Source organism: Pedobacter xixiisoli (genome assembly GCF_900215335.1).
Taxonomy (GTDB): Bacteria; Bacteroidota; Bacteroidia; order Sphingobacteriales; family Sphingobacteriaceae; genus Pedobacter; species Pedobacter xixiisoli.
Genome location: NZ_OCMT01000003.1, coordinates 639,638 through 655,272 on the forward strand (window position 1 = coordinate 639,638; position 15,635 = coordinate 655,272).

14 protein-coding genes are annotated in these 15,635 nt (G+C 37.8%); 6 read left to right on the top strand and 8 right to left on the bottom strand.

What is annotated here, in order from left to right; genetic code table 11:
• The first annotated feature begins 1 nt into the window (after nt 1).
• Together lepB and CRO54_RS14935 are read left to right on the top strand one after the other, a co-directional pair.
• Nucleotides 2-1,195 (top strand): signal peptidase I, encoded by a 1,194-nt coding sequence (gene lepB, locus CRO54_RS14930; protein WP_097132869.1) that lies wholly within the window; start codon nt 2-4, stop codon nt 1,193-1,195.
• A gap of 179 nt (nt 1,196-1,374) precedes the next feature.
• Entirely contained in the window at nt 1,375-3,261 is a 1,887-nt protein-coding gene (locus tag CRO54_RS14935; protein ID WP_097132870.1) for a mucoidy inhibitor MuiA family protein, read from the top strand.
• 130 nt (nt 3,262-3,391) lie between these two features.
• On the opposite strand, the gene CRO54_RS14940 is transcribed toward CRO54_RS14935, so the two are convergent.
• Nucleotides 3,392-3,763 (bottom strand): DoxX family protein, encoded by a 372-nt coding sequence (locus tag CRO54_RS14940; RefSeq protein WP_097132871.1) that lies wholly within the window; start codon nt 3,761-3,763, stop codon nt 3,392-3,394.
• A 428-nt stretch (nt 3,764-4,191) separates the two neighbouring features.
• On the opposite strand from CRO54_RS14940, the gene CRO54_RS14945 reads away from it, so the two are divergent.
• The 4 genes from CRO54_RS14945 (at nt 4,192) to CRO54_RS14960 (ending at nt 7,661) form a co-directional block, all read left to right on the top strand.
• Nucleotides 4,192-4,761, top strand: a complete 570-nt coding sequence (locus CRO54_RS14945) for an RNA polymerase sigma factor (RefSeq protein WP_097133108.1) — start codon at nt 4,192-4,194, stop codon at nt 4,759-4,761.
• Nucleotides 4,751-5,506, top strand: a complete 756-nt coding sequence (locus tag CRO54_RS14950; RefSeq protein ID WP_144371975.1) for a hypothetical protein — start codon at nt 4,751-4,753, stop codon at nt 5,504-5,506. Before CRO54_RS14945 ends, CRO54_RS14950 begins: the two co-directional genes overlap by 11 nt.
• 80 nt (nt 5,507-5,586) lie before the next feature.
• Nucleotides 5,587-6,402 carry an outer membrane beta-barrel protein gene (locus CRO54_RS14955; protein ID WP_097133109.1) on the top strand — a complete coding sequence of 272 codons (816 nt, stop codon included), beginning with the start codon at nt 5,587-5,589 and terminating at the stop codon, nt 6,400-6,402.
• Between the two features lie 266 nt (nt 6,403-6,668).
• Complete coding sequence (locus CRO54_RS14960) at nt 6,669-7,661, top strand: ABC transporter ATP-binding protein (RefSeq protein ID WP_097132873.1); 993 nt, start codon at nt 6,669-6,671, stop codon at nt 7,659-7,661.
• 5 nt (nt 7,662-7,666) lie between these two features.
• On the opposite strand, the gene CRO54_RS14965 is transcribed toward CRO54_RS14960, so the two are convergent.
• The 7 genes from CRO54_RS14965 to CRO54_RS14995 form a co-directional block, all read right to left on the bottom strand.
• Nucleotides 7,667-8,083, bottom strand: a complete 417-nt coding sequence (locus CRO54_RS14965; protein WP_097132874.1) for a hypothetical protein — start codon at nt 8,081-8,083, stop codon at nt 7,667-7,669.
• Nucleotides 8,084-8,477: 394 nt separating this feature from the next.
• Nucleotides 8,478-9,728 carry a threonine ammonia-lyase IlvA gene (gene ilvA, locus CRO54_RS14970; protein ID WP_097132875.1) on the bottom strand — a complete coding sequence of 417 codons (1,251 nt, stop codon included), beginning with the start codon at nt 9,726-9,728 and terminating at the stop codon, nt 8,478-8,480.
• Between the two features lie 276 nt (nt 9,729-10,004).
• Nucleotides 10,005-11,177 (bottom strand): 2-isopropylmalate synthase, encoded by a 1,173-nt coding sequence (locus tag CRO54_RS14975; RefSeq protein ID WP_097132876.1) that lies wholly within the window; start codon nt 11,175-11,177, stop codon nt 10,005-10,007.
• A gap of 95 nt (nt 11,178-11,272) precedes the next feature.
• On the bottom strand, nt 11,273-12,346 hold the full coding sequence (leuB, locus tag CRO54_RS14980; protein WP_097132877.1) for a 3-isopropylmalate dehydrogenase: 1,074 nt from the start codon (nt 12,344-12,346) through the stop codon (nt 11,273-11,275).
• A gap of 157 nt (nt 12,347-12,503) precedes the next feature.
• Complete coding sequence (locus CRO54_RS14985; RefSeq protein ID WP_097132878.1) at nt 12,504-13,988, bottom strand: ATP-binding cassette domain-containing protein; 1,485 nt, start codon at nt 13,986-13,988, stop codon at nt 12,504-12,506.
• 147 nt (nt 13,989-14,135) lie between these two features.
• On the bottom strand, nt 14,136-14,741 hold the full coding sequence (gene leuD, locus CRO54_RS14990) for a 3-isopropylmalate dehydratase small subunit (protein ID WP_097132879.1): 606 nt from the start codon (nt 14,739-14,741) through the stop codon (nt 14,136-14,138).
• 76 nt (nt 14,742-14,817) lie between these two features.
• A complete protein-coding gene (locus tag CRO54_RS14995; protein WP_097133110.1) occupies nt 14,818-15,579 on the bottom strand; it encodes a class I SAM-dependent methyltransferase in 762 nt (253 codons plus the stop codon).
• Between the last annotated feature and the right edge of the window lie 56 nt (nt 15,580-15,635).

Genomic DNA, 15,635 nt, shown 5'->3' on the forward strand with positions numbered 1-15,635 from the left:
TATGAACTGGAAATTCTGGCAAAAGAAAAACAATTCTGATAAGCCAAAAAAGAAAAAGACTAAAACTAGGGAATGGGTTGATGCTATTGTTTTTGCAGTAGTTGCAGCAACTATTATTCGTGTGTTTTTTATAGAGGCTTACACCATTCCTTCAGGATCAATGGAGCGTTCACTTTTAGTTGGTGATTTTCTTTTTGTAAGCAAGGTTAACTATGGTGCTCGTATCCCGATGACACCTGTTGCTTTCCCTTTTGCGCATCATACCATGCCATTAACTGGTACTAAAGCTTATTGGGATGGCGTGCAGTGGAAATATAGAAGATTACCAGGATTGCAAGATATCAAACGCAATGATGTAGTGGTGTTCAATTTCCCAGAAGGAGATACGGTAGTTTTAGAGCGTCAAGATGATAACTACTATCAAATGCAATTACGTGGAGAAAGTAAGGAATCTATTTGGTCGGGATTTAACGTAGTGAGCAGACCAGTAGATAAACGTGAGAACTTTATTAAACGTTGTATCGCTATTGCTGGAGATACCATTAGCATGAGAAATGGGTTAGCGGTAGTAAATGGAAAAACTGAACCTTTGGTGGGTACTGGTGGTTTTGGTTACAATGTGGAATTTAATACCTCTGAAGTAAATTTGAAGCTTTTCGAAGACATGGGCTTTAAAATTGGACCAACTGCACTTCCTACCACATACAGGTTTGAAGGTACACCAGATTTGATCAAAGAATTAAAAAAATCTCCTTATGTAAAGTCGGTTACCGAAGATTTAACTCCAACTGATGAACAAGATATATTGATTTTTCCACATGATAAAAACAGAAAGTGGAATTTAGATAATTATGGTCCGTTTGTAGTGCCTAAAAAAGGTTGGACAGTGACTTTAGACAGTTTGACTATGCCACTTTATGAAAGAAGCATTCGCATTTACGAAGGCAATAAATTGGAAAAAGTAGGCAACGATTGGATATTGAACGGAAAGAAAGCCACAACTTATACCTTTAAAATGGATTACTATTGGATGATGGGCGATAACCGTCACTCTTCAGCAGATTCACGTTATTGGGGTTTTGTACCAGAAGACCATATTGTAGGTAAAGCTTTATTTATTTGGTTGAGTGTAGATAGTGAAGGCTCATTCTTCAGTAAAATACGTTGGAGCCGAATTTTTAAAGGAATACATTAGGCTCGGGTCGTCATTGCGAGGCACGAAGCAATCTCTATCGCTTTAAGATTGCTTCGTGCCTCGCAATGACGAAATAAACGACAAAAAAAAGCATCACTAAAAAAAGTGATGCTTTTTTGTTTAAGCCTTATGCAATTTTAGGTCATCTTGCATCATGTTGATATTAAAACTCAATCGACATGAATAAAAACATACTTTCTGCATTGCTGCTGTTCCTAAATATTGCGGCTTTTGCCCAAGACAATCAAGTTAACGTAAGTTCGAAAATTTCTGGTGTCACCGTTTTTATGAATGGTGCGCAGGTACAACGCCAATCTGACCAGATAGATGTTCCTCAAGGAGTAAGTCTGCTTATTTTTTCTGGACTTTCTTCTAGTATTGAAGCGCAAAGTTTGCAAGCCAAAGGAGAAGGGAATTTTACCATCCTATCGGTTGCTAAACAAAATAATTTTCTATTGGATAAAAGGAAATCTGACCAAAAGTTGGCTTTACAAGCTAAATCAGAAGAGCTTTCTGATAGGGTCATTACTTTAAAAAATGAAATGGCTGTTTACAAATCGGAAGAGGAAATGTTGGGTAAAAACCAAGCGGTAATGGGACCTAACGTCAATTATGATTTAGTAAAACTTAAAGCAGCATTGGATTTTCAAAAACAACGTTTAATGGATGCTAAAAGTAAACAGGCTACGTTACAGAAAGACATAGATAAACTGTACGAAGAAATCAATAGGATAAATAGACAAGCAGCAGAGGTAGACGGCAAAGCTATTGGTAACTCTAACGATGTGATAGTGAAAGTATCAAGCAAAACGGCCACGAAAGGAAAATTTATATTGACTTATTTAGTAAAAAATGCCAGCTGGTATCCAACTTATGATATCAGAGCTAAAGATGTAGCAAGCTCAATTCAGTTGGTGTACAAAGCCAATGTAAGTCAGAATTCTGGTGAAGATTGGAAAAATGTAAAACTTACTTTGTCGTCTGGCAACCCATCTAACAATAATGAAAAACCGAATTTACCAACTTATTTAATCGGTTATCTAAGTGCTGGATATTCTTTATTTAACCCAATTTCTGCTGCTTCAAATGCAGTTAAGGGTAAAGTAGTAGATGCAAATGATAACTCTGCACTACCTGGGGTTTCGGTACGTGTTAAAAACTCAACAGTAGCAACGGTTACTGACGCCAGCGGTAACTACTCTATACAAATGCCTGCAGGTGCAAATACCTTGGAGTTTAGTTATGTTGGTTATGAACGTCAAGAGTTGACCGCTTCTTATGGACAGTTGAATGTGCGGTTGAAACAGGATAGCAAAGCTTTAGACGAAGTGGTAGTGATGGGCTACGGCGTTGCTAAAAAGGAAATGAGTGGAGCTTTAGCAGGAAGCGCAGCTGGTATTAGAATTAGAGGAACTGGTTCTATTTCTTCCGTACCATTAGAAGTTAAAAATGTAGAGAAACAAACCAATGTGACATTCGAAATCGCGATGCCTTATACCATCTTAAGTGATGGTAAACAAGCTACGGTAGATATTGGTAACTACGATTTTAAAGCAGATTACCAATATTATGCAGTGCCAAAAGTAACTCAAGATGCATTTTTGACCGCTAAGATTACTGATTTCAATGAGGTGAATTTCATTAGTGGAGAAGCTAATATTTTCTTTGAAGGAACCTACTTGGGGAAATCGTTATTAGATATTCAGAATACCGACACATTAACCATATCGCTCGGCGTAGATAAAAATGTTTCGGTAAAAAGAGAAAAGCAGAAAGGTTTTACCGAGAGACAGTTTATTGGCTCTTCGCAAAAAGATACAAGACATTTTGTAATTGACGTTAAAAACAGGAAAGGTCAAGTGGTTAATTTGACCATAGAAGACCAATTGCCTGTAGCTACCAATAGCGATATCGCAGTAGAAAAACAGGAGCTATCAAAAGCTAAGCTAGATGAAACAAGCGGAAAATTAACCTGGCAATTTGTATTGCAGCCAAACGAGCAAAAGAAAATTGATTTGAAATATCAGGTAAAGTATCCTAAAAATAGACCGGTTAATATTGAATAGGATTGTTATTACTTTATTGATAGGTACGAAGCAATTTTAATACTATAGAAATTGCTTCGTGCCTCGCAATGACGACTTTTCGAAGACTTACTAAGTTTATTAAACTTAGTAAGTCTTTTTTAGTTACAGCCTAACTCACCATTGGTTCGTACTTGCCCCAGTTGTCGGCAATTATCCAAATGTTAATAGCCAAAAGTGGGCCAGCGATAGCCAAGCCTTCTGGCATGTAAACGGCATTATGTATGACAATACCTATCATCACAGGAAAAATAACTATTGCCCCTAAAGCACGAGTTTTCGGAATGGCAAATAACAATCCACCTAATAATTCTATAGCGCCAATTAAAGGCATTAACCATACAATAGTGCCAAAGGCCATGCCCACTTTTAACATTTCGCCCTCCATGGGCGGTACTGGCATGTAATGGAGAAACTTGTCGAGCCCTGCGTTGATGAACATTAATCCAAAGAGGACTGATAAAACTGTTTTTACGATTTTCATTTTCTTAGTTTTTGATTCACTTAAAGTTAAGTAAAAGCAGAATGAAAATGCAAGCAGTTATTTCGTACGATTTGCTATTTCTGCATAAGCTTTTGCTCTCTAAACCTGATAGGAGTGGCTATACTTTTGCTTGCGTCATTTCGACGAGGAACGAGGAGAACTGAAAGAAAGCAACGCTAAATCTGTTCGTTAGTAGTACTTAGCTGATAGATTTCTCTCTGCGTTCGAAATGACGGTAAAGAGCAAAAGATAGCCACGAATAGCAGGGCTGAAATAACCGAAGAACAACTATCTTTGCTTTCCAAAAAATATCAGCATCTAGCTGAAAATCTTTCCTATTTAAAGACAACGGAAAAAAATAAAAAATATTTAAAGAGGCTTGCAACCTTTGGGGACGATTGCGCATCTACCCTAATACAAGCAAACAAATGAAGGTGGCAAAAACATATACGTTAAATGAGCTGATGGAAGGCTGTAAGGCTGGCAACAGGCAGATGCAAGAATTGCTTTACAGGCAAACTGCATCGAAAATGTTGGCGGTTTGTATGCGATATGCCAAAGATAGGATGGAGGCCGAAGATGTATTGCAGATGGGTTATGTAAAGATTTTTCAAAAGGTGAAAGAGTTTAAAGGAGAGGGTTCTTTTGAGGGATGGATACGCCGCATTATGGTAAATACTGCAATTGAAAGCTATAGAAAAAACCTACGCACTTTAAATGTGGTGCCAATTGAGGATGCCTATGAGCAACCGTCAACAGGTTTTGACTTTAGTAGTTTGGGAATGCAGGATTTGATAAGGGTAATACAGAAACTGGCCGATGGCTATAGAATGGTGTTTAATATGTACGCGATTGAGGGATATTCGCACAAGGAAATTGCCGAAACGTTAGGAATTACAGAAGGAGCAAGTAAATCGCAGCTTTCGCGAGCTAGAGCAATTTTGCAACAGGAAATTTTAAAATTGGAGGGCTTTGGTTATGCAACACATGCCGGATAAAGATTTTGATAAGCTGTTTAAAGACAGTTTTATGGATGCGGAGGTAGAACCTTCTGCAGATTTATGGGGGAATATTGCCCAGCAATTGGAACCTAAGAAAAAACGTTCGTTCCCTATTTTATGGGTAGCGGCTGCAAGTGTGGCAGTGGTAGCTTCGGTAATGTTATTTACGCAAAATAGCGATAAGATTTATTTGCAGGGTACTGCACCAGAAGTAGCTTCGGTAAACTCAACACACACATTGCCAACTGCAACGGTAGCAACTAGTGAGGAGACGACAACGGTTAGTTCTACTGTTTTATCTGATGCTGGTGTGAGCAATCGTCGTTTGGTGAGAAAAACATTAGCTAAAGGAGCTGTCGCTAAAATTGAGGTTAGCCAAGAAAAAAGTTTTGCAGCCGTGCAACCATCTGAAAAGAATGAGCATCTACCTATTAAAAGAAGCGAAGTAAAGCCTTTGGATATTACGCCAGTTGAAGAAAAAGTTGAGCGTAATAACGATGCTAGGATGATTGTTCTAGCGGATAATACAAAAAAAGTGGCGACTGATGATGGGGATATGATAGAGGAATCCAGCGAAAACAAGAAAGGCATCCGCAACATGGGAGATTTGATTAATTACGTGGTTGATAAAGTAGATAAAAGAGATCAAAAGTTAATTAAGTTTAATACAGATGATGATGATAATTCATCGATAATTGGACTGAACATTGGGTTCTTGAAATTAAATAAGAAAAACAAATAGGAGCAGGATTTTGGGATTTGCAGGATATACAAGATGAAATTGCAACTCTACAACCTTACAATAATATTAAACACACACAAATGAAACATCTAATTTTAAAAGCAGTATTGGTAAGTGGACTTACTTTTCTGGCAGCAGGAACTTTAAAAGCACAAGAAGAAGTTAAAGAGGTAAAAGATAGCGTTAAACGCAAAAAGTTTGAAATTAACTATGGCGTCGGTATCACCATTGGTGAGAAAAAAGATAGCACAGGTAAGGTTGACCAAAATAAGGGTCGCTTTGTAGGTGGCATTACTTTCACTCGTTTAGACATTGGTTTTTCTAAGTTGGTAGATAATGGTAGCTTTTCGTTATCGCCAGTGAACGATTTTTTAGACTACAAACCTTGGAAAACCAGTACGCTTTCTTTTGATGTATTGCAGTTTGGCTACAGATTTAACAACCATTTTAAAGTTTATTTGGCGGGAGGTTTCGATTGGACGCATATCCGTTTAGATAGAGATATCACCATTCAAAAGAACAAACCAACCTTAGAATATACTGAAGATGACATTATGTACAGCAAAAACCGTTTTTCTAGTAGCTATGTGCATTTTCCTTTGAACTTTGAATTTAGAACTAAAGAAAATAACCACGGTAAACGCGTTAGATTTGTAATAGGACCAGAAGTTGCATTTTTGCTAAGTGGTAAGGTGAAACAGATAAGTGATGAGTTGGGTAAAGTAAAAGTGAAAGATGATTATCACTTTACACCTTTCCGTTACGGTGGTGCAGTTAGAATTGGTTACGGAGGTATCGGTGTTTTTGCAAAATATTATGCTAACGATATGTTCGATACCGATGCTCAAAAAGGTTTAAAAAATATGTCGTTCGGTATTACTTTCGGTCTTAATTAAAACATTAAGAAGTTAAGAAAATTTAAGGGCTTAATTATTCTTAACTTCTTAATGGTAAAAAAATACACACACAAATAAAACCAATCCTGTTTCTGTAAAAAGAGGCAGGATTTTTTTTAAGTCCGAAAGTCGAAGAGTGATTAGTCCGCAAGCCAAAATGCTTAAATAATAGCTATTGCCTAAACTAACTTTTTAACTTTTCCATCTTTCAGACTTTCCTGACTTTCGGACTTCATTACTTCCCGACTTTCTTTATCTTTACATCCGTGAGTGAACAAATCTTAAGCATCCAGCATTTAACCAAGCAGCACCAAGTAGAGCAATTATCGGGTATCTCAAATGTCAGTTTTGATATTAACAAAGGTGAAATTGTAGCCATCATTGGAGAAAGCGGAAGTGGAAAATCAACCCTGTTAAAATCTATTTACGGATTATTGAAAGTTGACGAAGGTGAAATCATTTTTAATGGTAAGCGTGTAAAAGGGCCAGATGAGCAACTCATTCCTGGTCACGCTGAAATGAAAATGGTGACACAAGATTTTTCGTTGAACATCTACGCAAAAGTTTACGATAATATCGCTTCGCAGCTTTCTAATACCAATGTAGCTTTAAAGCAGCAGAAGACCATGGAAGTAATGGAACATCTGCGCATTACCGCACTTAAGGATAAGAAGATTATTGCTCTAAGCGGCGGAGAACAGCAACGTGTAGCTATTGCAAAGGCTTTGGTAAGCGATACTAAAGTTTTATTATTGGATGAACCTTTCTCGCAAGTTGACGCTATATTGAAAAACCAATTACGTGCCGATATTAAACGTTTGGCCAAAGAAACTGGATTAACTATAATTATGGTTTCTCATGATGCTACCGATGGTTTATTTATGGCAGATCGTTTGGTCATCTTGAAAGAAGGTCAATTATTACAAGAAGGAAAACCTAGGGAGGTTTACAATCAACCAAGCAGCACTTACACCGCCAAAATGTTGGGGAATGCGGTAGTACTTTCGAAAAAAGAAGCACAAGCTTTAGATTTAAAAGTTACTGGTGAGCAAGTTTGTTTTTATCCAGAATGGGTAGAGCTAAAAGCAAGCTGGTCGGCGAAGAAATTTAATGTAAGAGATATTTACTATAAAGGTTTTTACGATGAACTGCTATTGGAGAGAAATGGTGTGCACATTAGGGCTTTGCAGTTAAACAGTGGAGAGCATAAAAAAAACGACCAAGTGTATGTGAACATTGGTCGTTTTTTAGAGTTTTAATCTTATTAATTAGGCTCGTATTCGGATGGAACGACAACGACTTTTACAAATACGTTATAGTTTGGGGGTACGCTATTAGTTAGATTATTTGTGTCTTGTACATCAAAGCTAATTCCACCATTATAAAGTTCATAACTATATGCACTATAATTAAACGTGTAAGGTAGTTGGATAAAACTGCTAGTTGTTAGTGGATGTTCGAAGTATACCATTACACCTTCATCATCTAATGTAATACCGTCAAATTTTTTATTAACCCAAGTTGCTGTAAAACTTCCGTCTGCATTTCTCTTCCAATCTGTAGATTTGATTTCGTAGTTGTAAGTTTTCGCTTTTAATTCTTGAGTGATGTAAGTGTCTTTCTTGCATGACGCCAAACCTAGTGTGGCAACGCAAAGGAGGAGTAAAGCTAGTCTTTTCATGTTGTGTGTTTGTTAAATTGGTTTGCGAAACTCCTTCCCTGTTAAAGAGGATTTTCAAATTTCATTTGTGTGTTGTTTAGCATGTATCAAAACTATTGCCAAAAAAATGTAAACGTTGTCCGCAAAATGAAAAAATATTGAACAAATAATTATATATATTGTTTTTAATGGTTTTAGGCTGTTTTTTAATGTTTTGTAACAAAAATATACAGTAATATTTTTATCGTATTTACTTTCATTCGCATCAGAACGAATAGTTTTTTGGATAACATTTAATGGCGTAAATAAAAATAGGAGACAATTTTTTGTCTCCTACCTCGTAGTATATAATTATGGAAAAGTTTTGTTTGCTCAAGTCGTCATTGCTTCGTACATCGCAATGGCGATATAATGCTTAAACCAAATACTCGAACAAAGTAGCATCCTGGTTCAGTTCAATTACATCAAACTTGAAGTCTTTCATTCGCTGTAATAAGCTTGGATAGTCATTTTTATCCATCAGCTCTATACCAACCAAAGCAGGTCCGTTTTCTTTATTTGTTTTTTTGATGAATTCAAAACGGGTAATATCATCTTGTGGACCTAAAACTTCGTTTACAAATAATTTTAATGCTCCTGGACGCTGCGGGAAACGCACAATGAAATAATGCTTCAAACCTTCGAAAAGTAAAGACTTCTCTTTGATTTCTTGCATACGCTCAATGTCATTGTTGCCGCCACTAACCACACAAACTACAGTTTTACCTACAATTTGGTCTTTTACCTGCTCTAATGCGGCTACAGATAACGCTCCCGCAGGCTCAACTACAATCGCATCTTCGTTATAAAGCTTTAAGATAGTTGTACAAATCTGTCCTTCTGGAATTAAATAAGTAGAACTTAGCAAATCGCTGCAATATTTGTAGGTAATCCAGCCCATTCTTTTAACCGCCGCACCATCTACAAAACGCTCAATGTTTTCTACGGTTATTGGGCCGCCGTTTTTCAAAGCTTCACTTAACGATGGCGCACCCATAGGCTCCACACCAAAAACTTTAACACTAGGTTTTACCGTTTGCAGGTAAGCGGTAACACCAGAGGCTAAACCACCGCCGCCAATAGGAACCACGATCGCATCTAAATCAGGTAAGTCCTGATAAATCTCCATCATTACTGTAGCTTGGCCTTCAATTACTTTTTCATCGTCAAAGGGAGGAATAAACGTAGCCGATTTTTGTTCGCTGTAGGCTAATGCCTCTTTTAAACAATCGTCAAAAGTATCACCTACTAAAATCACTTCTACGCTATCGCCGCCAAACATATTTACCTGCGTAATTTTTTGTTTGGGTGTGATTTCCGGCATAAAAATAACGCCTTTGATACCTAGTTTTTTACATGAATAAGCTACGCCTTGCGCATGATTTCCCGCACTTGCGCATACTACGCCATTCTTCAATTGCTCTGGCTTTAGTCCGCTAATTTTATTGTAGGCGCCACGTAATTTATAAGAACGTACAATTTGCAAATCCTCTCGTTTCAAATAAATATTGGCATTGTACTTTAATGAAAGTCCTGCGTTAAACTCTAGTGGAGTTCTTTTTACAACCCCTTGTAAGGTTGCAAATGCCTGTTCGAAATCGAAAGTATAATCTGTTGTTGTTTCCATTTTCTAAACCCAAAAGGGCTTTATAATTTTATTTTTTTGAAAAGCTTTTTTAGCTTTTCATCGGTGGCGATAGCCCTGCCTGTCCCGAGTTATTCGGGGCTATTCGTTTCTCCCGATAAAATCGGGATCCACTGCTATCACGTTTAGTTAATCTAAGACCGTGCTTGTAAATCCTCCCCCAACCCCCTCCAAAGGGGGACGCATGGTGGTTAGGCAAATCGCATATTCCTCTCGTTTTAAGTTTCCCGCCTACGCGGGAATGACGAAGAGGAAAAATTAACTCAATTTCGTAGCTAAATGCAAAGCCACTAACTGGTTTAAGTCATCATCATTGATGCCTTGTTTGCTGTCTGCTAAATCTAAAAATGCAGTGTAAGCAATAGCCAAATTATCTTTGTCTAAATGATGACCTAACCTATCTAAATGATGTTTCAACGCATGTCTACCACTTCTTGCAGTTAATACAATTGTTGCGTCAGGAAAACCCACATCAGAAGGCTTAATAATTTCATAGTTCTCACGATTTTTTAAGAAACCATCTTGGTGAATACCCGAACTATGTGCAAATGCATTGGCACCCACAATAGCTTTGTTAGGTTGCACTGGCATATTCATCAAATTACGCACTTGGTGACTAATTTCGTAAATGCCTTGGGTGTTAATGTTGGTATGAAGACCTAACGTTTTGTGAGTCTTCAAAATCATCACCACCTCTTCCATTGAGGTGTTACCAGCACGTTCGCCAATACCGTTAATCGTACATTCTACTTGGCGAGCACCGTTTTGCAAACCAGCAATAGAATTAGCCGTTGCCAAACCTAAATCGTTATGGCAATGACAAGAGATAATCGCTTGGTCAATATTCTTTACATTCTCTTTTAAGAACAAAATTTTAGAACCATATTGGTCTGGCAAGCAATAACCATTTGTGTCTGGAATATTTACAACAGTAGCACCAGCAGCAATTACAGCCTCAACCATTTTGGCTAAATATTCGATATCGGCTCTACCAGCATCTTCTGCATAAAACTCAACATCTTCTACATATTTCTTTGCATATTTTACCGCTTCCACAGCACGCTCTAAAATTTCTTCTCTAGTGCTGTTAAACTTGGTTTTAATGTGCATGTCAGAAGCGCCAATACCTGTATGGATACGAGGTCTTTTTGCATAACGCAAAGCATCGGCAGCTACATCGATATCATTTTTATTGGCTCTGGTTAGGGCACAAATAATTGGGTCGTTAACTGCTTTAGAAAGCTCAATTACGCTGTTAAAGTCACCAGGACTAGAAACAGGGAAACCAGCTTCAATCACGTCTACACCTAGTAGTTCCAACGATTTTGCGATTTCAACTTTTTGAGGTGTGCTCAATTGGCACCCAGGCACCTGCTCGCCATCACGCAAGGTAGTGTCAAAAATGTGTACTCTATTTGGGTCGTGTAACATAATATTTCAATTAAAAAGTAAAAATTCAAAAGGCAAAAGCCTGCTTACTTCTTTACTCTAGGTTTCTAACTTTTTTAAATTTTACTTTTACCTTTTTACTTTATTAAACTCAAAACTTTTTCTCCCATTTCTTGGGTGCCCAACACTTTAGCTGCGTCGGTATTGTTGTCGGCGATATCGCCAGTTCTGTAACCATCTTTTAATGCTTTATCCACAGCATTCACTAAAGTTTTTGCTTCTTCAGGTAGTCCAAAACTGATTTCCAGCATCAGCGCAGCCGATAGGATAGAAGCCAGTGGATTTGCTAAGTTTTTGCCAGCTATGTCATGTGCCGAACCGTGGATTGGTTCGTAGAAACCTACGCCGTCGCCAACAGAAGCAGAAGCTAACATACCCATTGAACCTGCAATTTGCGAAGCTTCATCGGTTAGGATATCTCCAAAAAGATTAGCAGTTAAAACCACATCAAATTTCTTCGGGTTTTTAATCAACTGCATCGCTGCGTTGTCAATAAACATATGCTCAGTTTCCACATCTGGATATTGTTTGGCAATTTCTTGCACCGTTTCACGCCATAAGCGAGAGCTTTCCAAAACGTTTGCTTTATCTACCGAACATAATCTTTTACTACGTTGTTGTGCGGCTTGGTAAGCTTTGTGCGCAATGCGTTCTACTTCGTACTTGTGGTAAATCATCAAATCTGAAGCAGTATTTCTGTCTTCCGAACGGTTCTTTTCTCCGAAGTAAACATCACCGGTTAATTCTCTGAAGAATAAAATATCTGTTCCTTGTAGGATATGCGCTTTGATACTCGAAGCTTCTAATAATTCATCGAACAATAAGATAGGGCGTAGGTTCGCATACAAACCTAGTTCCTTTCTGATTTTTAGTAAACCTTGTTCTGGTCTAACTTTTAACGAAGGGTCGTTGTCGTACATGGCATGACCAATGGCACCGAATAAAATTGCATCGCTTTTGCGGGCTTTTTCTAACGTTTCATCAGGTAATGGATTGCCGGTAACTTCAATGGCAGCGTGTCCCATTAAAGCTTCATCAAAAGTAAATTCGTGACCAAAGTTTTTTGCGATTTGCGCTAGAGCAGCTTTTCCCCATTGGGTAACTTCTTGTCCAATGCCATCGCCAGGTATTACTAAAATGTGTTTCTTCATTTGTTATATATTTTTTGAGCGTATTCTCGTGTTCTAGTCTTTTTTAGGACGGCCGTCATTTCGAACGCAGAGAGAAATCTAACATCAAGCTAAGTCTCGATTTGCTAGATTTCTCCTCGTTCCTCGTTCGAAATGACGGACGTATTTAAGGACTGTACTATACGCTTTCTAATTCTTCTTTGTACGTTTTCTGTTTATAAATATCATTATGTATTACTTCGCCTTTGCTAAGTAATAAGTGGTGAGTTAAATTTTTCGGGAGTTGGTCATCGTTATGCGACACATAAATCAAAGTTCTGTTGGTAGTGCATAAACCATCAATCAAGGTGTTGAATTGAAGGGTTTGGTGCGCATCTAAACCTTGGCAAGGTTCATCCAATACCAGCAATTCTGGGTTTTTGATTACCGTTCTCGCTAATAAGACTAATCGTTGTTTGCCTAACGGCAAGTGCGATAACAAATCATTTTTATTTGCCGTTAAGCCGAAGTATTCAATCAATTCATCAACTTGTGTACGTTTGTGCCAACCAATTTCTTTGTACAAGCCAATGCTGTCGAAAAAGCCAGAGGCAATACTTTGCCAAACCGTTGCATTAAAATCGAAATACCAATGCAATTCTGGAGAGATTAAACCGATGTGCTGTTTAATATCCCAAATGCTTTCGCCCGAACCACGTTTGTTACCAAAAAGATAAATTTCATTGGCATAAGCTTGCGGATGGTCACCATTAACCAAACTTAACAAAGTTGATTTTCCAGAACCGTTGTGGCCTTGCAACAACCATTTTTCACCGGCTTTAATTTCCCAATTTACGTTCTTAAGCACTTGTTTTTCGCCATAGCTGATGTTCACATCCACCATTTTAATGAGTACATCACTACTTGATGGTGGTGCTTCGTGCAAAAACTCAGGAATGTTTCTTTCTTCGATGACGATAGTACTTCTGGTACAAAAAGTGAAATGTTCTACTAATTGTCCGTCGATGATTTCGCCAAACCTGTTGATGCAAGCTGGAATTTCAGTTTCATTGCTAACTAATGCGATTTGAACGCCATCGCTGGTAACGTCGTCTAATAAGTTATTAAGATTTTGACGAGATTGGATATCTAAACCTGTGTAAGGTTGGTCTAATAACAATAACTGCGGTTTCGACCATAAGGCTTTAACCAATTGCAACTTTTTATGTTCGCCGCTGGATAGCTCAATCAATTGAGCATTTTTAAGTACTGCAAAACCTAGGGCTTCTAAAATCGGCTCTGCTTTGGCTAAACTAAGATTGTTTTCTTTAGCGTAGTGCGCTAATTCGGCATTAACGGTTAAGGTATCTTGTACTTGTTGTACATTGTAACGCTGTTGGTAATAAAAATTAGCGACGCCTTCTACATTTTTGAATTGATACCATTGGGCAATGTATTGGCAGACGGGTTTGGTATCGCTCTGCTTACTAAAGCTGACGACGATTTCATCCGTACTTTTTTCTATGCCAGCAATAGCTTTTAACAAAGCAGTTTTTCCGCTTCCGCTAGCGCCAGTTAATAACCAATTTTCTCCCTCTTGGATAGTCCATTCCAAATCTCTTAACACGGTTTTGCTACCATATTTTAAATTGAAGTTGGAAATGTTTACTATCGATTTGTTCATTTTAATTTTTTTATTCTACGATGTTTTTAAACACATAGACACATAGACACATAGACACATAGTTTTTTCTTTGAAGACTTTTCTATTTAACTTTGATAGGTCTATGTTTCTATGTGGTTTTCTTTTTCAGCGCATATGTATTTTGTACTATAAAGTTTTTGGTTGGTATACTCTGTTTTGCTCGTAAGCTTCAATCAAATCTGTCTGGCTGCGAACGAAATCGATATCATCGTAACCGTTGATTAAACAAGATTTTTTGTAAGGATTGATTTCGAAACTTTCTTTAGCACTTGTAGCATCAATGGTAACGGTTTGCTCTTCTAAGTTTACGGTCAATGACGAATTTGCATCTACAGCAACTTGTGCAAAAATGGCAGCTAAAAACTCCTCGCTTACTTGGATAGGAAGCAAGCCGTTGTTTAACGCATTTCCTTTAAATATATCTGCAAAAAAACTGCTGATGACTACGTCAAAACCAGCATCTTGAATAGCCCAAGCGGCATGTTCACGACTACTACCGCAACCAAAGTTTTTACCTGCAACCAATACTTTTCCGTTGTAAGTTGGATCGTTCAATACGAAATCTGCTTTAGGTGTATTATCTCCATTGTAACGCCAATCGCGGAAAAGGTTTTCGCCAAAGCCTTCACGTGTGGTTGCTTTTAAAAACCTCGCTGGAATGATCTGGTCAGTATCTATATTCTCAATCGATAATGGTACTACCGATGAGCTTAATGTTTCAAATTTTTTCATTTACTTACTAGTAATTAGTATTAAGTAGTTAGTATTTAGACTTGTTGAAAGTCCTTATTCCTTTCTCCTTGTTCTTTTATCTTTTCGAAGCTTTTATCCTCAATCTTCTATAATCTGCAGTCCATTCGCCATTTTTAAAATGAGTGGGCTTTAAGATATTTACTGCTAAATCTGTTACTGCTTCAGCTTCTTCTTCATTGAGATTTACAAAAGCGTGTTGTGCAAATTGATTAATCCAATTCAACATACCATCTTCACCTACTAATTTGGTTGGTCTATCGAAAAGCCAAACCTGTTCTGCTTCAAAACCTGTAGATTCTAGTAATGTTGCATAGTGACTAATCGATGGGAAAAACCAAAAATTAGAAATCACTCTGTGTTCAAGTCCCAATTGCTTCGCTGCATTTTCTATCGCATCTACAATGGTTTTGATATTTCCCTTGCCTCCAAATTCAGCGACCAAACGACCACCGTGTTTTAAGGCTTTGAAGATACCTCTCAACAATCCTCTTTGGTTTTCAATCCAGTGGAAGGTGGCGTTGCTAAATACAGCATCAAACTCACGATTGTAATCTAAAACAGCTGCATCTTTTTGCTCAAACTGGATGGTAGGGTAGTTTTGCTTTGCTAATTCAATCATATCTGCCGAAGCGTCTACTCCTGAAACTGTCGCACCACTTTCTTGAATTTTAGCAGCTAAATCACCAGTTCCGCAACCTACATCTAAAATATTTTCTCCTGCTTTGGCATCCAACCACTGCAAAACATCAGCTCCGTAATCAGATACGAAACGATGTTGTTCGTTGTAGAGCGTGCTGTCCCAATGTATTTCTGGCATAACTTCTTTTTTTACCACCTTAGACACCTAAGGGCATTTAAGTTCTGGATATTTGC